The 24,877-nt window shown below is 64.1% G+C and carries 20 protein-coding genes and 1 tRNA gene; 5 read left to right on the top strand and 16 right to left on the bottom strand.

Going from position 1 to position 24,877, the window contains the following annotated elements:
• Positions 1 to 63 precede the first annotated feature (63 nt).
• The 6 genes from fusA to J7I84_RS12835 form a co-directional block, all read right to left on the bottom strand.
• On the bottom strand, positions 64 to 2,178 hold the full coding sequence (gene fusA / locus J7I84_RS12860) for an elongation factor G (RefSeq protein ID WP_214944953.1): 2,115 nt from the start codon (positions 2,176 to 2,178) through the stop codon (positions 64 to 66).
• 69 nt (positions 2,179 to 2,247) lie between these two features.
• Entirely contained in the window at positions 2,248 to 2,718 is a 471-nt protein-coding gene (gene rpsG, locus J7I84_RS12855; protein WP_003803829.1) for a 30S ribosomal protein S7, read from the bottom strand.
• Between the two features lies 1 nt (position 2,719).
• Positions 2,720 to 3,094: a 30S ribosomal protein S12 gene (gene rpsL, locus J7I84_RS12850; protein WP_018773658.1), complete on the bottom strand. Its 375-nt coding sequence runs from the start codon at positions 3,092 to 3,094 to the stop codon at positions 2,720 to 2,722.
• Between the two features lie 344 nt (positions 3,095 to 3,438).
• A complete protein-coding gene (locus J7I84_RS12845; protein ID WP_214944952.1) occupies positions 3,439 to 7,338 on the bottom strand; it encodes a DNA-directed RNA polymerase subunit beta' in 3,900 nt (1,299 codons plus the stop codon).
• 100 nt (positions 7,339 to 7,438) lie between these two features.
• Positions 7,439 to 10,948 carry a DNA-directed RNA polymerase subunit beta gene (gene rpoB, locus J7I84_RS12840; protein ID WP_214944951.1) on the bottom strand — a complete coding sequence of 1,170 codons (3,510 nt, stop codon included), beginning with the start codon at positions 10,946 to 10,948 and terminating at the stop codon, positions 7,439 to 7,441.
• Positions 10,949 to 11,257: 309 nt separating this feature from the next.
• Entirely contained in the window at positions 11,258 to 11,935 is a 678-nt protein-coding gene (locus tag J7I84_RS12835; protein ID WP_251046551.1) for a hypothetical protein, read from the bottom strand.
• 89 nt (positions 11,936 to 12,024) lie between these two features.
• On the opposite strand from J7I84_RS12835, the gene J7I84_RS12830 reads away from it, so the two are divergent.
• Together J7I84_RS12830 and J7I84_RS12825 are read left to right on the top strand one after the other, a co-directional pair.
• Positions 12,025 to 13,224: an acetyl-CoA C-acetyltransferase gene (locus J7I84_RS12830; RefSeq protein ID WP_214945007.1), complete on the top strand. Its 1,200-nt coding sequence runs from the start codon at positions 12,025 to 12,027 to the stop codon at positions 13,222 to 13,224.
• Positions 13,224 to 13,721 (top strand): aminoacyl-tRNA deacylase, encoded by a 498-nt coding sequence (locus J7I84_RS12825; RefSeq protein WP_214944950.1) that lies wholly within the window; start codon positions 13,224 to 13,226, stop codon positions 13,719 to 13,721. The genes J7I84_RS12830 and J7I84_RS12825 overlap by 1 nt, the downstream gene beginning before the upstream one ends.
• Before the next feature lie 85 nt (positions 13,722 to 13,806).
• Here the strand turns inward: J7I84_RS12825 and rplL are convergent, their stop codons facing one another.
• The 8 genes from rplL to J7I84_RS12785 all read right to left on the bottom strand — a co-directional run bounded on the left by rplL (position 13,807) and on the right by J7I84_RS12785 (position 19,355).
• Positions 13,807 to 14,184 (bottom strand): 50S ribosomal protein L7/L12, encoded by a 378-nt coding sequence (gene rplL / locus J7I84_RS12820; RefSeq protein ID WP_214944949.1) that lies wholly within the window; start codon positions 14,182 to 14,184, stop codon positions 13,807 to 13,809.
• Between the two features lie 77 nt (positions 14,185 to 14,261).
• A complete protein-coding gene (gene rplJ / locus J7I84_RS12815) occupies positions 14,262 to 14,843 on the bottom strand; it encodes a 50S ribosomal protein L10 (protein ID WP_214944948.1) in 582 nt (193 codons plus the stop codon).
• A gap of 297 nt (positions 14,844 to 15,140) precedes the next feature.
• Positions 15,141 to 16,259, bottom strand: a complete 1,119-nt coding sequence (locus J7I84_RS12810) for a GNAT family N-acetyltransferase (protein WP_214944947.1) — start codon at positions 16,257 to 16,259, stop codon at positions 15,141 to 15,143.
• Positions 16,260 to 16,533: 274 nt separating this feature from the next.
• Positions 16,534 to 17,241, bottom strand: a complete 708-nt coding sequence (gene rplA, locus J7I84_RS12805) for a 50S ribosomal protein L1 (RefSeq protein ID WP_214944946.1) — start codon at positions 17,239 to 17,241, stop codon at positions 16,534 to 16,536.
• A 178-nt stretch (positions 17,242 to 17,419) separates the two neighbouring features.
• Positions 17,420 to 17,851, bottom strand: coding sequence for a 50S ribosomal protein L11 (gene rplK / locus J7I84_RS12800; RefSeq protein ID WP_018760472.1), 432 nt, complete (start codon positions 17,849 to 17,851; stop codon positions 17,420 to 17,422).
• Positions 17,852 to 17,979: 128 nt separating this feature from the next.
• Complete coding sequence (nusG, locus tag J7I84_RS12795; protein ID WP_214944945.1) at positions 17,980 to 18,801, bottom strand: transcription termination/antitermination protein NusG; 822 nt, start codon at positions 18,799 to 18,801, stop codon at positions 17,980 to 17,982.
• 114 nt (positions 18,802 to 18,915) lie between these two features.
• On the bottom strand, positions 18,916 to 19,200 hold the full coding sequence (gene secE / locus J7I84_RS12790) for a preprotein translocase subunit SecE (RefSeq protein WP_142133076.1): 285 nt from the start codon (positions 19,198 to 19,200) through the stop codon (positions 18,916 to 18,918).
• Between the two features lie 82 nt (positions 19,201 to 19,282).
• Positions 19,283 to 19,355: transfer RNA gene (locus J7I84_RS12785), tRNA-Trp, on the bottom strand.
• 277 nt (positions 19,356 to 19,632) lie between these two features.
• Here J7I84_RS12785 and J7I84_RS12780 point away from each other — a divergent pair.
• Positions 19,633 to 20,850 carry a pyridoxal phosphate-dependent aminotransferase gene (locus tag J7I84_RS12780; RefSeq protein ID WP_214944944.1) on the top strand — a complete coding sequence of 406 codons (1,218 nt, stop codon included), beginning with the start codon at positions 19,633 to 19,635 and terminating at the stop codon, positions 20,848 to 20,850.
• A 133-nt stretch (positions 20,851 to 20,983) separates the two neighbouring features.
• Here the strand turns inward: J7I84_RS12780 and J7I84_RS12775 are convergent, their stop codons facing one another.
• A complete protein-coding gene (locus J7I84_RS12775) occupies positions 20,984 to 21,673 on the bottom strand; it encodes a response regulator transcription factor (protein ID WP_214944943.1) in 690 nt (229 codons plus the stop codon).
• Positions 21,670 to 23,022 carry an ATP-binding protein gene (locus tag J7I84_RS12770; RefSeq protein WP_214944942.1) on the bottom strand — a complete coding sequence of 451 codons (1,353 nt, stop codon included), beginning with the start codon at positions 23,020 to 23,022 and terminating at the stop codon, positions 21,670 to 21,672. The genes J7I84_RS12775 and J7I84_RS12770 overlap by 4 nt, the downstream gene beginning before the upstream one ends.
• 125 nt (positions 23,023 to 23,147) lie before the next feature.
• Here J7I84_RS12770 and J7I84_RS12765 point away from each other — a divergent pair, with 125 nt between their 5' ends.
• Together J7I84_RS12765 and J7I84_RS12760 are read left to right on the top strand one after the other, a co-directional pair.
• Positions 23,148 to 24,617: a PspC domain-containing protein gene (locus J7I84_RS12765; protein ID WP_214944941.1), complete on the top strand. Its 1,470-nt coding sequence runs from the start codon at positions 23,148 to 23,150 to the stop codon at positions 24,615 to 24,617.
• Position 24,618: 1 nt separating this feature from the next.
• Positions 24,619 to 24,876, top strand: a complete 258-nt coding sequence (locus J7I84_RS12760) for a hypothetical protein (RefSeq protein ID WP_214944940.1) — start codon at positions 24,619 to 24,621, stop codon at positions 24,874 to 24,876.
• The last annotated feature ends 1 nt before the right edge of the window (position 24,877 follow it).

Genomic DNA, 24,877 nt, shown 5'->3' with positions numbered 1-24,877 from the left:
ACCGGCTGTGCTTTCCGTCGCCGGCAAGCGCACCCGAGTTTGTCGCTTTGAGAAGTCCGGGGACTATTCGCCGCGGGTCTTCTGGATGATCTCGTCGGCAACTGCCTTCGGGACCTCCGCGTAGCTGTTGAACGTCATGGAGTACACAGCACGTCCCTGGGTCTTCGAACGCAGGTCACCGATGTAGCCGAACATGCCGGACAGCGGAACGTGCGCGCGGATAACCTTGACGCCCTGTGCATCTTCCATGGACTGCATCTGGCCACGGCGGGAGTTGAGGTCACCGATAACTTCACCCATGTATTCCTCAGGGGTGCGGACCTCGACATCCATCAGCGGTTCGAGCAGAACCGGGTTCGCCTTGCGTGCAGCTTCCTTGAAAGCCATACGGCCGGCAATCTTGAACGCCATTTCCGAAGAGTCAACATCGTGGTACGCGCCGTCAATCAGCGTGGCCTTGATGCCGACAACCGGGTAACCGGCCAGGACGCCGTCGTTCAGCGCGTCCTGGATGCCCGCGTCAACAGACGGGATGTACTCGCGGGGAACGCGGCCACCGGTGACCTTGTTCTCGAACTCGTACAGCTCGCCTTCGGCGGTGTCCAGCGGCTCGATGGCAATCTGGATCTTTGCGAACTGGCCCGAACCACCGGTCTGCTTCTTGTGCGTGTAGTCGTGGCGTTCGACGGCGCGCTTGATCGTTTCGCGGTAGGCAACCTGGGGCTTGCCCACGTTTGCCTCGACCTTGAATTCGCGGCGCATGCGGTCCACCAGGATGTCCAGGTGAAGCTCGCCCATTCCGGCGATGATGGTCTGGCCGGTGTCTTCGTTGAGGGACACCTGGAAGGTGGGGTCCTCAGCGGAGAGCTTCTGGATAGCCGTGGAGAGCTTCTCCTGGTCACCCTTGGTGTTCGGCTCGATGGCAACCGAGATCACGGGCTCCGGGAAGCTCATGGACTCGAGCACGATCTGGTTGGCGGAGTCGCACAGGGTGTCGCCCGTGGTGGTGTCCTTCAAGCCGATCGCGGCGTAGATGTGGCCGGCGGTAGCGCCCTCAACGGGCATTTCCTTGTTGGCGTGCATCTGGAAGAGCTTGCCGATGCGCTCCTTCTTGCCCTTTGTGGAGTTGACCACCTGGGCACCTGCTTCCACGTGACCGGAGTACACGCGGATGAACGTCAGCTGGCCGAAGAAGGGGTGCGCAGCAATCTTGAACGCCAAGGCCGAGAACGGCTCGTCAGCAGAAGGCGCGCGGGTCAGTTCCTTCTCTTCGTCGCGAGGATCGTGGCCGACCATCGGGGGGACGTCGAGCGGGTTCGGCAGGTAGTCCACAACTGCATCGAGCATGGGCTGAACGCCGCGGTTCTTGAAGGCGGAACCGCAGAAGATCGGGTAGAGCTCGGAGTTGATGGTCATCTTGCGGATGCCGGCCTTGAGCTCATCGATGGAGATCTCTTCACCCTCGAGGTACTTCTCCATGAGTTCCTCGGAAGACTCAGCGACAGTCTCGACGAGGTTCGCGCGGTATTCCTCTGCCTTCTCCTGGAGGTCAGCCGGGATCTCGCGGATCTCGTACTTGGCACCCATGGTGACGTCACCCTTGGCATCGCCGGGCCACACCAGGGCACGCATGTAGAGCAGGTCGACGACGCCGATGAAGTCGTTCTCAGCGCCGATGGGCAGCTGCATGACCAGCGGCTTGGCACCGAGGCGGCTGATGATGGTATCTACCGTGAAGTAGAAGTCAGCACCGAGCTTGTCCATCTTGTTGACGAAGCAGATACGCGGAACGTTGTACTTGTCAGCCTGGCGCCACACGGTCTCGGACTGCGGCTCAACGCCTTCCTTGCCATCGAAGACGGCAACCGCGCCGTCGAGGACGCGCAGGGAGCGCTCAACCTCAACGGTGAAGTCCACGTGGCCGGGGGTGTCGATGATGTTGATCTGGTTGTTCTCCCAGAAGCAGGTCACGGCGGCAGACGTGATGGTGATGCCGCGTTCCTTTTCCTGTTCCATCCAGTCAGTGGTCGAAGCGCCGTCGTGCGTTTCGCCGATCTTGTGGTTCACACCCGTGTAGAACAGGATGCGCTCGGTTGTAGTGGTCTTGCCGGCATCGATGTGGGCCATGATGCCGATGTTGCGGACCTTGCTAAGGTCGGTAAGCACGTCCTGTGCCACGGGGTCTCCTTTTGGGATGGACTACGCGTCCGCCGCCGGCTCGGTTGAGCCGGCGGCGTCCGGGGAGTATTACCAGCGGTAGTGTGCGAAGGCCTTGTTGGACTCGGCCATCTTGTGGGTGTCTTCGCGACGCTTCACAGCGGCACCGAGACCGTTGGACGCATCCAGGATTTCGTTCTGGAGGCGTTCGGTCATCGTCTTTTCACGGCGGGCCTTGGAGTAGCCCACCAGCCACCGCAGGGCGAGTGCAGTGGAGCGGCCCGGCTTGACCTCAACCGGAACCTGGTAGGTGGCGCCACCGACGCGGCGGGAGCGGACCTCGAGCGAAGGCTTGACGTTGTCCATGGCCTTCTTCAGGGCTGCAACGGGGTCGCCGCCGGACTTGGCGCGTGCGCCTTCGAGTGCACCGTAGACAATGCGCTCTGCCGTGGACTTCTTGCCGTCAACAAGCACCTTGTTGATGAGCTGGGTTACCAGCGGGGAACCGTAAACCGGATCCGAAACGAGCGGCCGCTTGGGGGCCGGACCCTTGCGAGGCATATTACTTCTTCTCCATCTTTGCGCCGTAACGGCTGCGGGCCTGCTTACGGTTCTTCACACCCTGGGTATCGAGGGCGCCACGGACGATCTTGTAGCGGACACCGGGAAGGTCCTTCACACGACCACCGCGAACGAGCACAATGGAGTGCTCCTGCAGGTTGTGGCCGACACCGGGGATGTAGGCGGTAACTTCGATGCCGCCGTTGAGGCGCACACGGGCGACCTTACGCAGAGCCGAGTTCGGCTTCTTCGGGGTCGTGGTGTAGACGCGGGTGCAAACACCGCGGCGCATCGGGCTGCCGTTAAGCGCGGGAGCCTTGGTCTTCTTGACCTTAGGCGTGCGGCCCTTGCGGACCAGCTGGTTAATCGTAGGCACTCTCGTGTTCTCCGTTGGATTGATCTCTACCGGCGCATCCAGGCGTCAACCGTCGATGCACCGATTTTGGCGTTGTTTCTGCAGTCTGCACATTTGGAATCGTACTTAGGCGTGCAAAAGCGTGGCATTCGTTGCGCACCTAGCCCGCAACCCGGAAACAAGCTCACACCCGGCATCATGAGAACAAAACCAAAATGATGCTGCGGCGGCCTTCATCCACTGCCACACAAACAATTACCTACAGTCTAGCACGGCTTGATCCCGGGGCTTAATTGGGTGTATACGAAAGGCCCCGCCCCTCCCCGGCAAACTGCCGAAGAGAAACGGGGCCTTCGCCGGGCTGGTTACCGGAAGTCGTTGCCTAGGTCGTAGTCATCCAGCGGGATGGCGTGGAACTCAGGAGCTCCGTCACCGCCCAGGGTGTCGTACGAGAAGTCACTGAACGCGCTGGGGCCGGTGAACAGGTTGGCCTTTGCTTCCTCAGTGGGCTCCACGGTGACCTCGGTGTAGCGCGGGAGGCCCGTGCCGGCCGGGATCAGCTTACCGATGATGACGTTCTCCTTGAGGCCCAGCAGCGGATCGCTCTTGCCTTCCATGGCCGCCTGCGTCAGGACGCGGGTGGTCTCCTGGAAGGAAGCTGCAGACAGCCAGGACTCGGTGGCCAGCGACGCCTTGGTGATGCCCATGAGCTCAGGACGCCCGGAAGCCGGCGTCTTGCCCTCGGACACAACGCGGCGGTTGGCGTCCTCGAAGCGGCTGCGCTCGGCGAGCTCGCCGGGCAGCAGGTCCGATTCGCCGGACTCGATGACCGTGACGCGGCGCAGCATCTGGCGGACGATAACCTCGACGTGCTTGTCGTGGATACCGATGCCCTGGCTGCGGTACACGCCCTGGACCTCGTCCACCAGGAACTTCTGTGCCGCACGGGGACCCATGATGCGCAGGACCTGCTTGGGGTCCACCGGACCGTTGATCAGCTTCTGGCCAACGGAGACGTGGTCACCGTCTTCGATCAGCAGGCGTGAACGGCGGAGAACCGGGTAGGCGATCTCTTCCGTTCCGTCATCGGGAGTGATGACCAGGCGCATCTGTCGCTCGGACTCTTCGATGGTGATGCGGCCGGCTGCTTCAGCAATCGGTGCGACACCCTTCGGAGTACGGGCTTCGAAGAGCTCCTGGATACGGGGCAGACCCTGGGTGATGTCGTCGCCACCGCTGGCGGAAACTGCACCACCGGTGTGGAACGTACGCATGGTCAGCTGGGTACCGGGCTCACCGATGGACTGTGCGGCGATGATGCCCACGGCCTCGCCGATGTCCACGGTCTTGCCTGTGGCCAGCGAACGGCCGTAGCACAGGGCGCAGGTGCCGACGCTGGACTCACAGGTGAGCACGGAGCGGACCTTGACCTCGGTGATGCCGGCCTTGAAGAGCTCCGCGATGACGACGTCACCGCAGTCAGTGCCGGCGGCTGCGAGGACCTTGCCCTCGGAGTCCACGACGTCGACGGCCAGCGTACGTGCGTAGGCGCTGTTCTCGACGTTCTCGTCAAGAACCAGCTCACCGTTGGAATCGGCGACGGCGATGGGCGTGACCAGGCCACGCTCCGTGCCGCAGTCCTCTTCACGGACGATGACGTCCTGCGAGACGTCCACCAGGCGACGGGTCAGGTAACCCGAGTTGGCGGTACGCAGCGCGGTATCGGCCAGGCCCTTACGGGCGCCGTGCGTGGCGATGAAGTATTCCAGCACCGACAGGCCCTCACGGTAGGAGGACTTGATGGGACGGGGAATAATTTCACCCTTCGGGTTGGCCACCAGGCCACGGATACCTGCGATCTGGCGGACCTGCATCCAGTTACCACGTGCACCGGAGGACACCATGCGGTTAATGGTGTTCATCGGCGACAGGCTGTCACGCATAGCTTGGGCGATCTCGTTGGTTGCCTTGTTCCAGATTTCGATAAGTTCCTGGCGGCGCTCGTCGTCGTCGATCAGGCCCTTGTCGTACTGGCCCTGGATCTTGGCAGCCCGCTCCTCGTAACCGGCAAGGATCTGCGGCTTGGCAGCCGGAACCTCGATGTCGGAGATGGCAACGGTGACGCCTGAACGGGTGGCCCAGTAGAAGCCGGCATCCTTCAGGTTGTCCAGCGTTGCTGCGGTGACAACCTTCGGGTAGCGCTCGGCAAGGTCGTTGACGATCCGGGACAGTTCGCCCTTGTCGGCAACGGCTTCAACCCACGGGTAGTCCTCGGGCAGGGTCTGGTTGAACACAACCTGGCCCAGGGAGGTCTGGACCAGCGCCGGCTGACCGGGCTCCCAGCCTTCCGGAGCCTCCCAGCCCGCGTAGGGAACGAACCCTTCGAGCCGGATCTTGACCTGCGAGTTCAGGTGCAGCTCGCGTGCATCGAAGGCCATGATGGCTTCCGATACGGAGGAGAAGATCCTGCCTTCGCCGGCTGAACCCTTGCGCTTGGTGGTCAGGTGGTAAAGGCCGATGATCATATCCTGCGAAGGCAGGGTGACCGGGCGTCCGTCGGAGGGCTTCAGGATGTTGTTCGAGGACAGCATCAGGATGCGGGCCTCAGCCTGCGCCTCCGGGCTCAGCGGCAGGTGGACTGCCATCTGGTCGCCGTCGAAGTCGGCATTGAAGGCACCACAAACCAGCGGGTGAAGCTGGATTGCCTTGCCTTCAACAAGCTGCGGCTCGAAGGCCTGGATGCCCAGGCGGTGCAGGGTAGGTGCACGGTTGAGCAGCACCGGGTGTTCGGTGATGATCTCTTCGAGCACGTCCCAGACCTGCGGGCGGTAGCGCTCCACCATCCGCTTGGCCGACTTGATGTTCTGGGCGTGGTTGAGGTCAACCAGGCGCTTCATCACGAACGGCTTGAAGAGCTCCAGGGCCATCTGCTTGGGCAGGCCGCACTGGTGCAGCTTCAGCTGCGGGCCGACGACGATGACCGAACGGCCGGAGTAGTCGACGCGCTTGCCGAGGAGGTTCTGGCGGAAACGGCCCTGCTTGCCCTTGAGCATGTCGCTCAGGGACTTCAGCGGACGGTTGCCCGGTCCGGTGACCGGACGGCCGCGGCGGCCGTTGTCGAAGAGGCTGTCAACGGCTTCCTGAAGCATGCGCTTCTCGTTGTTGACGATGATCTCCGGAGCACCCAGGTCAAGCAGGCGCTTGAGGCGGTTGTTGCGGTTGATCACGCGGCGGTACAGGTCGTTGAGGTCGGAGGTCGCGAAGCGGCCACCGTCCAGCTGGACCATGGGGCGCAGTTCCGGCGGGATCACCGGGACGGCGTCGAGGACCATGCCGAGCGGGCTGTTGTTGGTGGTCAGGAACGCGTTGACCACCTTCAGGCGCTTGAGGGCACGGGTCTTGCGCTGGCCCTTGCCGTTGGCAATGATGTCGCGCAGCAGGTCGGACTCGGCCTGCATGTCGAAGTTCTCAAGACGCTTCTTGATGGCCTCGGCACCCATGGAGCCTTCGAAGTACATGCCGTAGCGGTCGCGCAGTTCGCGGTACAGGCCTTCGTCACCTTCGAGGTCGGCGACCTTAAGGTTCTTGAAGCGGTCCCAGACCTGCTCGAGTCGCTCGATGTCGGCGTCGGCACGCTTGCGCACGTTGGCCATCTGGCGGTCGGCGGAGTCGCGGGCCTTCTTCTTGTCCGCAGCCTTGGCGCCTTCGCCCTCGAGGCGTGCAATTTCGCCTTCGAGGTCGCGGGCGATGGCGGCGATGTCGCCGTCGCGGTTGTCGATCAGCTGCTTCTTCTCGATGTCGTGCTCAACCTGCAGGTTGGGCAGTTCCTCGTGGCGGGCAGCCTCATCGACGCTGGTGATCATGTAGGCAGCGAAGTAGATGACCTTTTCGAGGTCCTTCGGTGCCAGGTCAAGGAGGTAGCCCAGGCGGGACGGAACACCCTTGAAGTACCAGATGTGCGTGACGGGGGCGGCCAGTTCGATGTGGCCCATGCGCTCACGGCGGACCTTGGCGCGGGTGACTTCAACGCCACAGCGCTCACAGATGATGCCCTTGAAGCGCACGCGCTTGTACTTGCCGCAGTAGCATTCCCAGTCCCGGGACGGGCCGAAGATCTTCTCGCAGAAGAGGCCGTCCTTCTCGGGCTTGAGCGTGCGGTAGTTGATGGTTTCCGGCTTCTTAACCTCGCCGTACGACCAGCCGCGGATGTCTTCCGCGGTGGCGAGGCCGATCTGCATGAGGCCGAAGGAGGATTCGCTGGACATATGGTCCCTGTTCTCTCTTGTTCTCTAAATTCTGAAGTCTTGACGAATGAGGGAGGTCAGGCCCGACGGCGGGTGGGCACCCGCCGTCGGACCGGACCTGCTAGACCTCTTCTACGGAGCTGGGCTCTGCGCGAGACAGATCGATGCCCAGTTCTTCCGCAGCCGTGAAGACTGCGTCATCAGAGTCACGCATTTCAATTGTGGTTCCGTCCGTGGAAAGAACTTCCACGTTCAGGCACAGCGACTGCATTTCCTTGATCAAGACCTTGAAGGATTCGGGAACGCCCGGCTCGGGGATGTTCTCGCCCTTGACGATCGCTTCGTAGACCTTCACACGACCGTGGATGTCATCGGACTTGATCGTGAGGAGTTCCTGGAGCGTGTAGGCGGCGCCATAAGCTTCGAGCGCCCACACTTCCATTTCACCGAAGCGCTGGCCACCGAACTGTGCCTTACCACCCAGCGGCTGCTGCGTGATCATGGAGTACGGGCCGGTGGAGCGCGCGTGGATCTTGTCGTCCACCAGGTGGTGGAGCTTCAGGATGTACATGTAGCCGACCGAGATCGGATCCGGGAACGGCTCGCCGGAGCGGCCGTCAAACAGGCGGGTCTTGCCCGAGGAGTTGATCAGGCGGTCACCGTCGCGGGTCACGTTGGTGGAATCGAGCAGGCCCGTGATTTCCTCTTCGCGGGCGCCGTCGAACACCGGCGTTGCAACAGTGGTGGGACCACTCTCGCGCGGCAGGTTGGGCAACTGCTTGACCCACTCGGGCTCGCCTTCGATCTTCCAACCGGTCTTGGCAACCCAGCCGAGGTGCGTTTCGAGCACCTGGCCCACGTTCATGCGGCCCGGAACACCCAGCGGGTTCAGGACGATGTCGACGGGGGTGCCGTCGGCAAGGAAGGGCATGTCCTCGATCGGGAGGATCTTGGAGATAACACCCTTGTTGCCGTGGCGGCCGGCGAGCTTGTCGCCGTCGGTGATCTTGCGCTTGGCGGCCACGTAGACGCGGACCAGCTGGTTCACGCCCGGGGGCAGTTCGTCGTCGTTGTCGCGGTCGAAGACGCGTACGCCGATGACGGTGCCGGACTCGCCGTGGGGAACCTTCAGTGAGGTATCGCGGACTTCGCGCGACTTCTCACCGAAGATGGCGCGCAGCAGGCGCTCTTCCGGGGTCAGTTCGGTTTCACCCTTCGGGGTGACCTTTCCAACCAGGATGTCCCCTGCTTCAACCTCGGCACCGATGTGGATGATGCCGCGCTCGTCCAGGCCGGCCAGCACTTCCTCGGACACGTTGGGGATGTCACGGGTGATTTCCTCGGCACCAAGCTTGGTGTCGCGGGCATCGATCTCGTGCTCCTCGATGTGGATGGAGGAAAGGACGTCCTCGGCAACGATGCGCTGCGAGAGGATGATGGCGTCCTCGAAGTTGTGGCCTTCCCATGACATGAATGCCACGAGCAGGTTCTTGCCCAGTGCGAGTTCGCCCTGGTCCGTTGCCGGGCCGTCGGCGATGATGCCGCCAACTTCCAGGCGCTGGCCTTCGTTGACCAGGACGCGGTGGTTGTAGCAGTTGCCCTGGTTGGAACGGGCGAACTTGTTGATGCGGTAGTTGGTTTCGGTGCCGTCGTCGTTGAGCATGATGACGAGCTCGGCGGAAACCTCGGTGACCACACCGGCCTTCTTGGCGATGACGACGTCACCGGCGTCGACGGCGGCGGCGCGCTCCATGCCGGTGCCCACGAAGGGGGCCTCGGAACGGACCAGCGGCACAGCCTGGCGCTGCATGTTGGCACCCATGAGTGCGCGGTTGGCGTCGTCGTGCTCCAGGAACGGAATCAGGGCCGTAGCCACGGACACCATCTGGCGCGGGGAGACGTCCATGAACTCGACGTCGGCGGCGGGAACCAGGACCGGCTCGCCTCCACCACCGCGGGCACGGACCAGGACGGTCTCTTCGGCGAACTTCTTGTTCTCGTCGAGCGGGGCGTTGGCCTGGGCGATCAGCACCTCGGCCTCGTCGTCGGCCGTCAGATATTGGACGTCGTCGGACACGACGCCGTCCTTGACCAGCCGGTACGGGGTCTCGATGAAGCCGAACGGGTTGATGCGTCCGTAGGAAGCCAGCGAACCGATGAGCCCAATGTTCGGGCCTTCAGGGGTTTCGATGGGGCACATGCGTCCGTAGTGGGACGGGTGCACGTCACGGACTTCCATGCCGGCGCGGTCACGGGACAAACCACCGGGGCCAAGGGCCGACAGGCGGCGCTTGTGGGTCAGGCCCGAGAGCGGGTTGTTCTGGTCCATGAACTGCGACAGCTGGGACGTTCCGAAGAACTCCTTGATGGCTGCAACCACGGGGCGGATGTTGATCAGGGTCTGCGGCGTGATGGCCTCGACGTCCTGGGTGGTCATCCGCTCGCGGACAACGCGCTCCATCCGGGACAGGCCGGTGCGGACCTGGTTCTCGATGAGCTCGCCAACGGCGCGGATGCGGCGGTTGCCGAAGTGGTCAATGTCGTCGATCTCGACGCGCAGGTCCACTTCCTGGCCATCGCGGGTGCCCTTGATGGTCTTCTCGCCGGCGTGCAGCGCGACGAGGAACTTGATCATGGCGACGATGTCTTCAACGTGCAGGACAGAGGCTTCCTTGTCGCCAAGGGAGCGGTCGATGCCCAGCTTGCGGTTGATCTTGTAGCGGCCAACCTTGGCCAGATCGTACCGCTTGGAGTTGAAGTACAGGTTGTCCAGCAGGGACTGGGCCGCCTCGACGGTGGGCGGCTCGCCCGGACGCAGCTTGCGGTAGATGTCCAGCAGGGCGTCTTCGCGGGTTTCGGTGGCGTCCTTCTCCAGGGTTGCCCGCATGGAGTCGTACTGGCCGAACTCTTCGAGGATCTGCCCCTCGGTCCAGCCCAGGGCCTTCAGCAGGACGGTGACGGACTGCTTGCGCTTGCGGTCCAGCCGGACACCGACCTGGTCGCGCTTGTCGATCTCGAGCTCAAACCAGGCACCGCGGGACGGAATGATCTTGGCGGTGAAGATGTCCTTGTCGCTGGTCTTGTCAGCGGTGCGCTCGAAGTAGGCGCCCGGCGAACGGACCAGCTGGGAGACGACGACACGCTCGGTGCCGTTGACGACGAAGGTGCCCTTCTCGGTCATCAGCGGGAAGTCGCCCATGAACACGGTCTGCTGCTTGATTTCGCCCGTGTTGTTGTTCATGAACTCGGCCTTGACGTACAGCGGAGCCGAGTACGTTGCATCCCGGTCCTTGCACTCAGCCATCGTGTACTTGGGGTCAGCGAACTCCGGATCGGAGAAGCTCAGGGACATTGTGCCCTGGAAGTCCTCGATCGGGGAGATCTCTTCGAAGATGTCCGACAGGCCGGACGTGGTGGCGACGCTGAGATCGTTTTCTTCGACAGCCTTTGCCACGCGTGCCTGCCAGCGCTCATTGCCGACCAGCCAGTCAAAGCTGTCCGTCTGCAGGGCAAGCAGATTCGGAACGTCAAGAGGTTCGTGAATCTTTGCGAATGAGAGCCGGCGAGTGGCACCATCAGTGCTGTCGGCAGTGTTAGCGGTTTCGTTATTAGAGGTGCTCGAGGCGACCAAGAGGGATCCTTCCACAGACCTTCAGGCGTTTTCAGATCTCCCCCGCTGTGCACCCTGCGAAGTGACTCCGCAGCGCTACCATCCGGTTCCGCTATATGACCCGGGGCCTGGACCGACTATGCTGTGACCGTTGTTGGGCACGTTGGTAGTCAGCTGCCAGGCAAAGCCCACCGCTATATGAAGGCTGAAGGTAAACAGGGAAGACGCAAATATCTACGATACGGCAAAACAACCTACGTGTCTACCCCACATCCCGCCGGATTGCAAGCACCTTGTTTTCAGTCTTGGCATTGCGCCTCGCGGGCCAGCCTAGAGGCGCAGCGTGACGCCCGCGGCCGTGCAGGTTCCCGCATTGGCAAACACTGCGTCCCGTACGGCGTCCTGCGATTCCTGCGACGCCTTGCCCCCGGAGTCCGCCGCCGACGAGCGGTTGATGGCCAGCAGGCCCAGCGAGGTGAAGAGCCCCCGCAGGTCCCCGGAAACGGTGTCCTTGGCATCCTGGGCCTTCGAGTAGACGTCTTCGTAGCCCTTGGAATCGGTGGGGGGAACGGCAGCGTAGTCCGCCACCAGTTCGTTGAAGAGTTCGCAGGCTTCCCTGGTTCCACCCGACCGGGCCGCCGCACTGTGGCTTCCGGGACCAGTGGAAGCGGCGGAGCTGCTGCGTTGAGTGCCGGGGTCCGAGGGCGACGGCACTGCCGAGGACTGGCTGGATTCCGCCGGCGCCGGTGTGGACACCGAGCAAGCGGCCAGTGCACTGCCCGTCAACGCAGCCATGACCGCGGTTGCCGCCGCTGTACTTGTCTTCTTCACGATGTGGCTCCGTCCGTCCCGGCCCCGGACCTGGTGTCCCCCTGCAAAGCGCGCCCCCTGCAAAGCCTCGCCGTCCACCCTACGCAACCGGCCGCCGTCGTGCATCATCCGCCAATGGGGACTCTTCCCCTGCGCCTGCAGCCAGACGGGCAGGTCGATGATGCGGCAGGAATGCACATAGCGCTTCCAGCGTTTGAATAGATGGGGTGACCAGGCTCACGATAGCCTTGGTGGCCTACACCGAAACCGGATTGAAAGTGGTAACCATGGGCAACTTTTCCGACAGCAGCGACGTTGTCATCCTCGGGGCGGCGCGGACTCCGCAGGGCCGGATCAACGGCCAACTGTCCAGTCTCACGGCAGTGGATCTGGGTGCCCACGCCATCAGGGCCGCGCTGGAATCCAGCGGCGTTGATGCAGCGGATGTGGAGGCCGTCATCATGGGCCAGGTCCTTCAGGCAGGCGCCGGGCAGAACCCTGCGCGGCAGAGCGCCATCGGTGCCGGCATCGGGTGGAACGTCCCTGCGGTGACGGTCAACAAAGTGTGCCTTTCCGGCCTCACCGCAGTCATCGACGCCGCACGGATGATCCGCGCAGGCGAGGCGGCCGTCGTGGTGGCGGGAGGCCAGGAGTCGATGAGCCGGGCACCGCACCTGCTTCCCGGGTCACGCCAGGGGTGGACGTACGGTTCCATCCAGGCGCTGGACGCTGCCGCCCATGACGGGCTGACCGATGCCTTCGATGGGGCCTCGATGGGCCTGTCCACCGACACGCGGAACCTGGCGCTGGGCATTGACCGCACCTCCCAGGACAACGTTGCCGCCCAATCGCACCAGCGCGCGGCGCTTGCGGCAAAGAATGGAACGTTCGACGGCGAGATCGCACCTGTGAGCGTCAAGCAGCGGAAAGGCGAGCCCCTGGTGGTGGACACCGATGAAGGGGTCCGTCCCAATACCTCGGTTGAATCGCTGGCCGGCCTGCGGGCAGCTTTCGTCACCGACGGCACCATCACGGCGGGCAACTCCTCTCCCCTGTCCGACGGCGCCGCCGCCCTGGTCCTCGCATCCCGTACTTACGCCGAGGAGCACGGACTGGAATACCTGGCCGTGGTCGGGAAGCCGGGACAGGTGGCCGGCCCTGACAACTCCCTGCATTCCCAGCCTTCGAACGCCATCATGAACGCCCTCGGCAAAGCGGGCTGGAGCACTGCCGACCTTGACTTCATCGAAATCAATGAAGCATTCGGTTCGGTTGCGGTGCAGTCCCTCAAGGACCTGGACTACCCGCTGGAGAAGTGCAACATCCACGGCGGCGCCATCGCCCTGGGGCATCCGATCGGTGCCTCGGGTGCCCGGCTGGCCGCCCACGCCGCCCATGAGCTGAAGCGGCGCGGGAACGGCAAGGCTGCAGTATCCCTTTGCGGCGGGGGCGGGCAGGGCGAGGCCCTCCTGCTGTACCGCGACTGATGGCGGCCCCAGCCGGAAACGGTGCGGACGGCGTCGGACGGGAACGTTTCCTGGCCGACGCCGCCGCACGTGGCCTGGAAGTGGACGTGGTGGAAAGGCCGGCAGCGAAGAGCCTTGAAGAGGCTGCGGCCATCCTGGGGATCAGCCCGGCGGACATCGTGAAGTCCCTGGTGGTCAAGCACAAGGACGGAACGTTCCTGTTCGCGCTGATCCCGGGTGACCGGCAGATTTCCTGGCCCAAGCTCCGTGCCCTGGTGGGGGTGAACAAGCTGTCCCTTCCACCCGCGGGCACCGCCCTGGAGGCCACCGGCTACGAGCGGGGCACCATCACGCCGCTGGGCAGCACCACCGCGTGGCCCGTCTATGCCGACAGCACGATCATTGGACGGCGCATCTCCATGGGCGCCGGCGCGCACGGCTACAGCGCGTTCGTGGAGGCCGATGCGCTGACCGCTGCCCTGGGCGCCGTTGTGGCTGACATCAGCGATCCCGCTTAAGCCGGGACGCCGGTCGAGGGCCCGCGTTAAAGCAGGAAACCCCGTCCACCGGAGTGGACGGGGTTTCCGAAGGAAAAAGGCGTTGTTACTTGAGGGTAACGGTGGCGCCTGCAGCCTCGAGCTGCTCCTTGGCCTTCTCGGCAGCTTCCTTGGTTGCGCCTTCGAGGACAGCCTTGGGTGCGCTGTCAACCAGGTCCTTGGCTTCCTTGAGGCCGAGGGAGGTGATGGCGCGAACTTCCTTGATGACCGCGATCTTCTTGTCGCCGGCAGCTTCGAGGATGACGTCGAAGTCAGTCTTCTCTTCAACCTCTTCAGCAGCGCCGCCGCCGTCGGGGCCGGCAACAGCTACAGCAGCAGCGGTAACTTCGAAGGTCTCTTCGAAGAGCTTGACGAACTCGGAGAGCTCGATGATGGTCAGTTCCTTGAAAGCTTCAATGAGCTCTTCGTTGCTGAGCTTCGCCATGGTTGGCGTCCTTCCTGTTGTGGTGTCCGAACGGCGTGGAGCCGGGCATACACCGGAGTCTGGTGGGGTAAAGAGAACTAGTTCTCTTCGGCAGCGGGAGCTTCGGCGGCAGCTTCAGCTTCAGCGGCAGGGGCTTCTTCAGCGGCGGGCGCTTCGGCAGCTGCCGGTGCACCGTTCTCTTCTTCAAGCTTGAGGCGCAGTGCGTCGATGATGCGTGCAGCTGCGGCGGCGGGTGCCTTGAGGACGCCTGCAACCTTGGCGAGCTGCAGCTCGCGGGACTCGAGGGCAGCCAGTGCGGCGACCTCGGTGGCGTCCAGTGACTTGCCCTCGAAGTAACCAGTCTTGATGACCAGCTGCTTGTTGGCCTTGGCAAAATCCGTCAGGCTCTTGGCAGCGGCAACTGCGTCACCCTTGATGAACGCGATTGCAGTGGGGCCGGCAAGCTGGCCGTCGAATGCTTCGACACCGGCTTCCTTGGCTGCAATGGCGGTCAGGGTGTTCTTGACGACCGCGAACTTGGTGTCCTGGCCGAGAGAAACACGCAGCTGCTTGAGCTGTGCAACGGTGAGCCCGCGGTATTCGGTCAGGACAGCGGCGTTCGATTCCTTGAAATCGTTAGTGATCTCAGCTACTGCTGAAACCTTGGTAGGCGTTGCCATAACCCTCCTTCCGGGGATAGTGCCGGTATTCGACGGTCCCCGCTCAAGAGAGCTAAAACTAAAAACGCCCCGCGCAGATGCACGGGGCTTGGCTCAACACGGTCATGCCGTGGAGCTTTGCTTCGTTCACCTGCGCCGGCCGCCCTGCGTTGAGGGTCCTTCGTCTGGAAAGCCACTGTGGTCCCCTGCGCACAACTGCAGAGTTGAGCCATGTTCAGGAGAGTGGATTTCCAACAACCGACGGTCTTTGGTGCTCCCAGCTTACGCGAGGCTTTGCCGGTCCGCCAAATCGGCCGCTCAACTGGTGCTGGTGTGCAGCGTGGGGAGCTCCTTCTGCCAGATTCCGGTCACCCCGGCCGTCTGGAATCCGAGCTGCTTGTTGACCGTCAGAAGGTACCGGTTCTCTGGCGCATTCCAGGTATAGATGATGCGCGCGTCCGGGAACTGCTCGCTGAGCCGTTCCATGTTGGCTACCTTGATCAGCAGCCCGAGTTTGTTGCCCCGGTGTTCCTGCAGGACCAGGGTGTCGTCCTGGAACACGACGTCAGCCCGGTGCGCCAGGACGGTGATGGTTGTCAGGCCCACCAGTGTTCCGGTGGCGATGTGCTCGACGGCGGTGACCACCGTTCTCCTGCCCTGCGCGATGGCGACCTCCTCCGCCTCGCGCAGGATGCCGCCGTCGAACACCAGGTCCTGTTCAACGGGCACGTCGAGTGAGGGGTCCATGTCGGCGCCGGCCTGGTTTTCCAGGGCGGCCACGGCCTCCAGCCAGAGGTCGGGGCAGCGGTCCGTCCAATGGTGCAGCCGGTACCTGCCGTTGTTTGCCTCCCCGGCTTCTGCCTGGAGGTCGGCCACCAGCTTGGTATCCAGCGGCAGCAGGCAGGAGCTGAACTGCTCGATGTGCTGCAGGGTGTATCCGGTCTTCTGCGCGAACTCCACTTCGCGGCTCTCCAGGGGCACAAACCCCTGCCCGGAGCCGGGAACCAGCTGGGCCCGTTCAAACTCGTGCAGTGAGGCGCCCGGGTGGTTGGTGTCAACCAGGATCATGGTGCGGCCTTCGCCCCTGGCCAGCTGTTCGGCGGCCTCGAGCAGACGGCGGCCCACACCCTGCCGCTGGAACTCGGGCAGGATGTCCAGGGTGAGCTCAGCAAGGTCCAGGTGATCTGTCAGGGGCAGCGCGATATCAACTGTGCCCACGATGGCGCCGTCCACTTTGGCAACGAGGATAAGCTGGCGCTCATACGGGTCTGCGAACTCAAGCAGCTTTTCCTGGGGACCGTAAGCAAGATCGTCACTGCCCCAGGTCTGCATCCGCACCTTGCGGCCAACCTCCACGGCGGCGAGGAAGTCCGCTGCATCCGGGGTGTCCAGTGAGTCGGGAATCCATAGCTGCTCGATCTTCACGTCTATTGCCATTCGGGCATCATCCCAGCCGTTTCTGCCACTCACCTTCAGAGCCAGCGGACCTGAATCCAAGTGCGGTATTTATCGCCAGCATATGCTGGATTTCACTGGCATTCCATGTGTCTACCGAGCGCGCCGGGTGCCTTTTGTTCCACGGGGGGCGCAGGTTGGCCGCCTTGCAGCCACGGGCCGGTCCGCAAAAAAGAAGACCGTCCCGGCGCACAAGCGGCGGGACGGTCTTCGGTTGCTCCCGAATCAATCCGGGAGCAGGAGCGTCAGTGAGGGATTACGCCTCGGTGAGCACCTTGGTGACGTTGGGGTCGACAGAGATGCCGGGGCCGAACGTGGTGGCAACGGTTGCCTTCTGGATGTAGCGGCCCTTCGCAGCGGACGGCTTGAGGCGAAGCACCTCTTCCAGTGCTGCCGCGTAGTTCTCGGCCAGCTTGATGGCGTCGAAGGAAACCTTGCCGATGATGAAGTGCAGGTTGGAGTGCTTGTCGACGCGGAAGTCGATCTTTCCACCCTTGATGTCGTTGACGGCCTTGGTGACGTCCGGGGTCACGGTGCCCGTCTTCGGGTTCGGCATCAGGTTGCGCGGGCCCAGGACCTTACCGAGGCGGCCAACCTTGCCCATGAGGTCAGGGGTGGCAACGGCGGCGTCAAAGTCGGTCCAGCCGCCGGCGATCCTTTCGATCAGGTCGTCGGAACCAACGAAGTCGGCGCCGGCTGCGATTGCGGCCTCAGCCTTGTCACCCGTTGCGAAGACCAGGACGCGGGCAGTCTTACCGGTGCCGTGGGGCAGGTTGACGGTGCCGCGGATCATCTGGTCCGCCTTGCGGGGGTCCACGCCGAGGCGGAAAGCGACCTCAACGGTGGCGTCGAACTTGGACGGGTTGGTGTCCTTGGCCAGCGTTACTGCCTCGAACGGTGCGTAGTGCTTCTCCGCATCGATCTTGGCGGCTGCTGCCTCATATGCTTTGCTGCGCTTTGCCATGCTGCTTATTTCTCCTTGTGCAGTTGTGGTCTGCGGACCGCGCTGGGCCCTGCCACAGTCAGCGCTCCGGTTCGTTATCCGGCCCGGATGGCCAACATTTCAATTGTGTGGGTGCCGGTTTCCCGGCGGTGCCGCCCGTCGTCGTCAATTACCCGACGCTGGACAGCGATAGAGGGTATTAGCCCTCGACGGTGATGCCCATGGAGCGGGCGGTACCGGCGATGATCTTCGCTGCGCCTTCGAGGCTGGTGGCGTTGAGGTCCTCCATCTTGGTGGAGGCGATCTCGTTGACCTGGGCCTGGGTAAGCTTGGCAACCTTGACGGTGTGCGGGGTGGATGAACCCTTGGCAACGCCTGCAGCCTTCTTGATGAGCTCTGCGGCCGGCGGGGTCTTGGTGATGAACGTGAAGGAACGGTCTTCGTAGACCGTGATTTCCACGGGGATGACGTTTCCGCGCTGGGCTTCCGTGGCAGCGTTGTACGCCTTGCAGAATTCCATGATGTTGACACCGTGCTGGCCAAGCGCAGGACCGATCGGCGGGGCCGGGTTGGCGGCACCTGCCTGGATCTGCAGCTTGATGAGGCCGGTGACCTTCTTCTTGGGAGCCAATGTAGGGTCCTTCTCTCAATAACGTCCTGGGGCACAGGAGCGTGCCTCAGGTTTTTGGCCGCCATGGCAAGGCGGCCGGCCGTTCCGGTGCCACTAAGCGGGCGGCACCGGGACGAATTCTAGGATGCTCAGATCTTGGTGACCTGGTTGAACGCCAGGGTGACCGGCGTTTCGCGCTCGAAGATGGAGACCAGCACTACGAGGGTCTGGGACTCGGGCTTGATTTCCGAGATCGTGGCGGGGAGGGTCTCGAACGGACCTTCCTTGACGATGACGGACTCGCCGACCTCGAAGTCGACTGCAACAGGAGCCTGGTGCTGCTTGTTGACCGGCTTGCCCTTCTCGGCCTGCTCTTCCTCGAAGACAGGGGCGAGCATGGAGAAAACCTCGTCAAGGCGCAGCGGGACCGGGTTGTGGGCGTTGCCCACGAAGCCGGTGACACCGGGGGTGTGGCGGACGGCGCCCCAGGAGGCATCGGTGAGGTCCATGCGGACCAGGACGTAGCCGGGAATGCGGACGCGGTTGATCACCTTGCGCTGGGCGTTCTTGATCTCCACGACTTCTTCCATGGGCACCTGGATTTCGAAGATGTAATCTTCCATGTCCAGGGTCTGGATACGGGTTTCAAGGTTGGCCTTCACGCGGTTTTCGTAACCGGCGTAGGAGTGGATGACGTACCAGTCACCCTCCTGGCGGCGCAACTTGGCCTTGAACTCCTCGGCGGGATCCACCTCGGCCTTGGCGGCGGCTGCGGCGAGGGCGTCGGCGGACTCGTCTTCAGCATCTGAAGCGTCGGCCCCGGCAGCGTCAGCAACTGCTGCGTCGGAAGCGGCGTCGTCGTCGGATTCGGGCACGGAGGACTCAACCTCGGACTCTTCACCGGCTTCTGCCGTGACGTCCTGGGACTCTTCCATCCCAGTCTCGGTTACCTCGAGCTCCTGCTCAGACACTTGGTCTCCTGCTTCCTCATTGCCTAACATGCCTATTTAAATGGCTCAATTCCGCACGCCGGCGGTTCCTTCCGGTCTCCCGGGTGAATCACGCGGCCTGCGGACTGTGCAGCCTTAGCTGTCCTTGGAGCCGGTACCGCCGAAGATCCAGCTGACAGCGGTTCCAAAACCAATGTCCAGCAGGCTGACGATGACCATCATGATGGCCACGAACACCAGCACCACGAGCGTGTAGTTGATCAGTTCCTTGCGGGTGGGAGCAACAACCTTCTTCAGTTCGCCGATGATCTGGCGGACGAAGAGTGCAATGCGGGCGAAGAAGTTTGCCTTGGCTTCCTTCTTAGCTGGGCGGCCCTTGGAGCTGCTGGCAGCTGTTTCGGTCACCTGGTCCTCGCTCATCTTTGCAATGGTGGATTACCCGGCCCTGATCAGAACCATGGTTGCTGCGCCTGCCCCGGGCTTTCGCCCGGAGCAGCTTGCGCAGGGCAGACAGGACTCGAACCTGCAACCTGCGGTTTTGGAGACCGCTGCGCTACCAATTGCGCCACTACCCTATGGAGTGAAGTGCACTCTTTGATGACTAAACACCAGCTTGAACTGGGGCGCACGCCATCATCCGTGTTTCAACACCGGTGAACCAGTCTACGCAAGAACTTCGCCCAGGTAAAACCAGCCCGCCCCGGTCCATCCGAAGTCCGGCCTGAAACGTGCTGCGCGGGGCAGTCATAAATCAAAACCGGCACCCCGGAGGGCCCGGTGAACAGCATAGAGTAGAACTCGTCGAATCCCACATTCCAGCCTCCGGGCTGCAAGCGAAGAACGGACCTGCCAATGTCTGCCGCCCGCGTTTCCCAACGCATTTCCGCAATTGCCGAATCCGCGACCCTGGCCGTTGATGCCAAGGCCAAGGCGCTGAAGGCAGCTGGCAGGCCGGTTATTGGCTTCGGTGCAGGCGAACCCGACTTCCCCACCCCGGACTACATTGTCCAGGCGGCCATCGAGGCAGCGGGCCAGCCCAGGTTCCACCGCTACTCCCCCGCCGGCGGCCTGCCCGAGTTGAAGAAGGCCATCGCCGGGAAGACCCTGCGCGACTCCGGCTACCAGGTTGACCCCTCGCAGGTGCTGGTGACCAACGGCGGCAAGCAGGCCGTATACAACACCTTCGCCACCTTGGTGGATCCGGGCGACGAAATCATCGTGCCCACCCCGTTCTGGACCACGTACCCGGAGGCCATCCGGCTGGCAGGCGGCGTCCCCGTGGAGGTTTTCGCCGGGCCGGAACAGGACTACCTGGTGACCGTCGAGCAGCTCGAAGCAGCCGTGACGGACCGCACCAAGATCCTGCTGTTTGTCTCGCCGTCGAACCCCACCGGCGCTGTCTACTCCCCCGAGCAGGTGGCGGAGATCGGCAAGTGGGCCGCGGCCAAGGGCCTCTGGGTGGTCACGGATGAGATCTATGAGCACCTGACCTACGACGGCGTCCCCTTCACCTCCATCGCCACCGCCGCACCGGAACTGGGCGACAAGGTGGTCATCCTCAACGGCGTTGCCAAGACATATGCCATGACCGGTTGGCGTGTGGGCTGGATGATCGGTCCCGCCGACGTCATCAAGGCGGCCACCAACCTGCAGTCGCACGCCACGTCGAACGTCTCCAACATCATGCAGATCGCTGCCCTGGCTGCCGTGTCCGGCCCGCTGACGGCCGTCGACGAAATGAAGGTGGCGTTCGACCGCCGCCGCAAGGCCATCGTCGCCGGCCTGAATGCCATTGAAGGCGTGGAATGCCCGACGCCGAAGGGCGCCTTCTACGTGTACGCGGACGTCCGCGCGCTGCTGGGCAAGGAATTCCCGACGACGTCCGGCACCGCCACCCCACAGACCTCCGCCGAGCTGGCCGCACTGATCCTGGACGAGGTTGAGGTGGCAGTGGTTCCGGGCGAGGCCTTTGGCCCCTCAGGTTTCCTCCGCCTCTCCTATGCCTTGGGCGACGACGACCTCGCCACGGGCGTCCAGCGCCTGCAGGACTTCCTCGGCAAGGCCCAGTAGACGCCCGCTCACTTTCCGCAGGTAAACCCCAAACGCCCGCTCACTCCCTTAGGGGGAGTGAGCGGGCGTTTTGGTTTAAGAGGCGAAAGGTGAGCGGGCGTTTTGGTTTAAGGGGCGAAAGGTGAGCGGGCGTTTAGAGGAGGCGGCGCTCCGCGGCCCACTTGGTGAGTTCGTGCCGGCTGGAGAGCTGGAGCTTCCGGAGCACCGCCGACACATGGGTCTCTACGGTTTTGATGCTGATGAAGAGTTCCTTGGCCACTTCCTTGTAGCTGTAGCCCCGTGCGATGAGCCGCATGACCTCCAGTTCCCGCGCTGAGAGCTTGTCCAGTTCGTCATCGGCAATGTCCGCGGGGGCAGTACCAAAGGCGTCCAGGACAAAACCGGCAAGGCGGGGCGAAAAGACCGCATCGCCACCGGCCACCCGGAACACGGCATCCGTGATCTCGGCGCCGGAGATGGTCTTGGTGACATAGCCGCGGGCGCCGGCGCGAATGACGGCAACCACGTCCTCCGCCGCGTCGGAGACGCTCAGGGCCAGGAACCGGGTAGTGGCCAGGAGTGCGGCGGAGCCTGCGATGACTTCCCGGCCGCCGCCGCCCAATCCGCCGGGCAGGTGCACATCCAGCAGGACGACGTCGGGCCGCTGCCGGGCAATCACGGCGATGGCCTCCTCAACGGTGGCGGCCTCCCCCACCACCTCGATACTGGCGTCCAGGTCCGCCTTCAGTCCGGACCGGAAGATGGCGTGGTCGTCCACGATGACCACCCGCGCAGACCTGACCGGCCGGGCACCACCGGCGCCTGTTCCCTGGGCTGTGTTCATGACTTTCCTTCCGCGTGTTCTGCTGCAGCGGGCAGCCTGAGACGGACCTCGGTGCCGTCGCCGGTACTGAGGATGGCCGCAGAGCCGCCGTGCCGTTTCATCCTGCCGATGATTGATTCGCGGACGCCCAGCCGGTCCGCCGGAACGTCCCCCAGTTCAAAGCCGGGCCCCCTGTCCTTGATGAAGATTTCGGCCTGCCCGTCAGACGCCTCAAGGTAGACCGAGACCGTCCCGCCACCATGCCGTGAGGCATTGAGCATGGCCTCCCGGCTGGCCTGGACAAGGGCCTCGTGTGCCTCGGTCATGGCGGCATCACCAACGGTGACCACCTCCACGGCGTTGCCGAGCAGGTCCTCCACCTCGCCTGCGACGGCCTTGATCCGGTCTGAAAGCTGTCCGCTTTCGCGGCCGGGATCCTGGAACAGCCAGCCACGCAGCTCGCGTTCCTGCGCACGGGCCAGGCGGACGACGTCGTGCTCGCTGCCTGCACGACGCTGGATCAAGGCGAGGGTCTGCAGCACGGAATCGTGGAGGTGGGCGGCGATCTCGGCACGTTCCGTCTCCCGGATCCGGCCGGCGCGCTCCGCTTCCAGGTCCCGCCAGAACTTCAGGGCCCAGGGCAGCAGGACCAGCACCACCCCGCCGAGGACGGCCACCGAAGCGAGCAACGCGAGCCAGGTCTGCTCCCATGAACCCGATCCGGACACCATCACCAGGACACCGGCCACCACCAGCGCAAGTCCGGCAGCAAGCCTGCCCCAGCCGCCGGCCTGGTCGGCTTTGGTCTTGTCCACCAGGCCGGCGCGCCGGGTCTCGTCCAGCTGCATCCACGCGATCGACGCACCACCCAGGACGGCGGCAGCGGGAATCAGCGTCCCGAGGGACACATCCACGCCCAGCAGCTGGGCGATCATGATGCCCGCCACCAGCAGGAGGCCGCAGCCCAGCAGGATTTCCTTGCCGTAACGCATTCCGCGCGCCCGGAACCAGGGTGGACCGGCAGTCCCACCCGAGCCGCCCGGAACGGGACCTGCCGCACCTGCGGGTGTTCCGCCGTCGTGCGCCGTTCCGTCGTGCGCCGTTCCATGGGGCGGCTGGCTCACCGTCGGGGCAATGGGCGACGCCGGGCGGCGGGCGTTGCGGCGGGCGGCCTCGTCCGCGGTGGGCACCATGATCCAGAGCCATGCATAGAAGACCAGGCCTGCCCCTCCTGCGAACGACGCAAGAACCATGCCCAGGCGGACGTTCTTCACCGGCCAGCCCAGGTGGGCGGCCAGGCCGGAGCACACCCCGGCAATGACACGGTCGCTGCTCCGTGCCAGGGGCGGCCGCACCGGGAGGGTTGTCATGCGTCAATCCAAGCATGGATCAGGGTTGCCCGGACCGCATTCGGCCGCTTCCCGGGGACAGCTCAGGGACGGTTCAGGGTTTCCCCCAATAGAGCGCCAACCGGCCTGGACGGGAGGATCGAGGTATGAACTCGCAGACCCCTTCCCCTGACGACGAACACCCTGCCGAGCCCCTCCCCGACGGGCAGCCCGGCCCGGGCGCAGAGCGGCCCACCGAGCCGCTTCCCTCCGCTGCCTCCACCCCTCCGGACCCCTCGACGGGTGCCCCGGCGGACTCTTCCCCGGGCTACTCCTACCAGGGCAGCCCCACCCCGGCTCCTTCCACCGATTTCTTCGGCTGGATCCGCAGCAACGGTATCTACCGGGGCAACGACCGGTGGATCAGCGGCGTGTGCAGCGGCATCGCCCACCGGCTGGGCGTTGACCCCATCATCATCCGCGGCGTCTTTATTGTCTTGACCCTCCTGGCGGGCATCGGAGTCCTGCTGTACGGCCTGGCCTGGGCCTTCCTTCCGGAACCTGACGGCAGGATCCACATCCAGGAAGCCGGCGCCGGCCGCTGGTCCAGCGGCATGACTGGTTCCCTCATCGCCACAGTCCTGGGCCTCACGGGCCTGGGCGGAGGCTTCTGGGGCTGGAGCCACAACGGCCTGAGCGGACTGCTGTGGACCCTCTTCTGGGTGGGCGGCGCCATCTACCTGATCTACTACCTCTCCCAGCGCAACAAGGCCCACCCCACCATGGCCGGCCACGGCACCGCCGCTCCAGGCGGGACCTATCCGATGGCAAGCCCCGCGGGTCACACCTCGACATTCTCCGCAGGCACCGCCTCCGGGCCCGCTGCCGCACCCCCATTCGGCAGCAGTTCCGCCGGAGCAACGGGCACCGGTCCCTACGGCCAAGGCAGCTACAGCCCTTCCGGAAGCAGCTACCCCGCCCCCTGGGTTCCGCCGCGGCCGCCGAAGCCCCGGCCATCCGGCCCCGGCGCCCCGGCAGTGGCCATCGCAACGGGATCTGCCCTGCTGGTGGGCGGCGGGCTCAAGGCGCTCGACGCCGCGAACATCATCAACCTGGGCGGCTCCGCCAACGCCATCGTCTGGGCCAGCGCGGCGGCAGTCCTGGGCCTGGGCATCCTGGTGGCGGGCTTCCGCGGCCGGACAGCCGGCATCCTGAGCCTCTTTGCCGTGATCGCCCTGGTCACCGGCGGCATCTACAACACGCTGGGCGACGGCCGGGCGCGTTTCCAGCAGGTGGACTGGAGCCCTGCCAGCATTGAGGAGGCACGCGGCGGCATTGACATCACCGCCGGCCGGGGAACCGTGGACCTCACGGGCCTCTCCCCCACCGCCCCCCTGACGGCCGACGTCGTGGTTCCCCTGGACATCACCGCCAGCAATGTGACCGTGGTGATTCCGCAGAACGTGCCCGTGGACGTCAAAGCGGACATGACGATGGGGAACCTGAACGAGGCAAGCGGGCAGCGCGGCGGCACCACCACCCGTGAAAGCAGCTACAACACGGACAGGCCCGGCAACCACCTGGTGGTGCGGATCGACGGAACCTTCAGCAACGTCACAATCCAGGAAGGCAACTGACATGGACAACAGCAGTACCCCGACGACGGCGGGCCAGGACATTGCCGGACCGGCACCTGCCAGGGTGGGAACGGTGGTGTGGGGACTGATCGTCCTGGCCCTGGCCGCGCTGATCATCGTGGCCCAACTGGGCATCGTCACCCTCAACGGAACCTACGTCCTGATCGGCCTCATGATCGGCGCGGGCGTAGCCCTGGTGGCAGGTGGCCTCCTTTCCGCCCGCAGACGTGACAACGAACCAACTACAGGGAAGTCTTGAA

Source organism: Arthrobacter sp. ISL-85 (genome assembly GCF_018613675.1).
Classification (GTDB): Bacteria; Actinomycetota; Actinomycetes; order Actinomycetales; family Micrococcaceae; genus Arthrobacter.
This window is presented reverse-complemented; position numbering and strand designations above follow the sequence as displayed.

Excerpts from the sequence above, each read along its gene's own strand:
- J7I84_RS12775 (WP_214944943.1), bottom strand. The coding sequence starts at position 21,673 with ATGAACACAGCCCAGGGAACAGGCGCCGGTGGTGCCCGGCCGGTCAGG.
- J7I84_RS12770 (WP_214944942.1), bottom strand. The coding sequence starts at position 23,022 with ATGACAACCCTCCCGGTGCGGCCGCCCCTGGCACGGAGCAGCGACCGT.
- J7I84_RS12765 (WP_214944941.1), top strand. The coding sequence starts at position 23,148 with ATGAACTCGCAGACCCCTTCCCCTGACGACGAACACCCTGCCGAGCCC.
- J7I84_RS12830 (WP_214945007.1), top strand. The coding sequence starts at position 12,025 with ATGGGCAACTTTTCCGACAGCAGCGACGTTGTCATCCTCGGGGCGGCG.
- J7I84_RS12845 (WP_214944952.1), bottom strand. The coding sequence starts at position 7,338 with ATGTCCAGCGAATCCTCCTTCGGCCTCATGCAGATCGGCCTCGCCACC.
- J7I84_RS12760 (WP_214944940.1), top strand. The coding sequence starts at position 24,619 with ATGGACAACAGCAGTACCCCGACGACGGCGGGCCAGGACATTGCCGGA.
- rplL (WP_214944949.1), bottom strand. The coding sequence starts at position 14,184 with ATGGCGAAGCTCAGCAACGAAGAGCTCATTGAAGCTTTCAAGGAACTG.
- rpsG (WP_003803829.1), bottom strand. The coding sequence starts at position 2,718 with ATGCCTCGCAAGGGTCCGGCCCCCAAGCGGCCGCTCGTTTCGGATCCG.
- J7I84_RS12780 (WP_214944944.1), top strand. The coding sequence starts at position 19,633 with ATGTCTGCCGCCCGCGTTTCCCAACGCATTTCCGCAATTGCCGAATCC.
- rplA (WP_214944946.1), bottom strand. The coding sequence starts at position 17,241 with ATGGCAAAGCGCAGCAAAGCATATGAGGCAGCAGCCGCCAAGATCGAT.
- J7I84_RS12825 (WP_214944950.1), top strand. The coding sequence starts at position 13,224 with ATGGCGGCCCCAGCCGGAAACGGTGCGGACGGCGTCGGACGGGAACGT.
- J7I84_RS12810 (WP_214944947.1), bottom strand. The coding sequence starts at position 16,259 with ATGGCAATAGACGTGAAGATCGAGCAGCTATGGATTCCCGACTCACTG.
- secE (WP_142133076.1), bottom strand. The coding sequence starts at position 19,200 with ATGAGCGAGGACCAGGTGACCGAAACAGCTGCCAGCAGCTCCAAGGGC.
- rplJ (WP_214944948.1), bottom strand. The coding sequence starts at position 14,843 with ATGGCAACGCCTACCAAGGTTTCAGCAGTAGCTGAGATCACTAACGAT.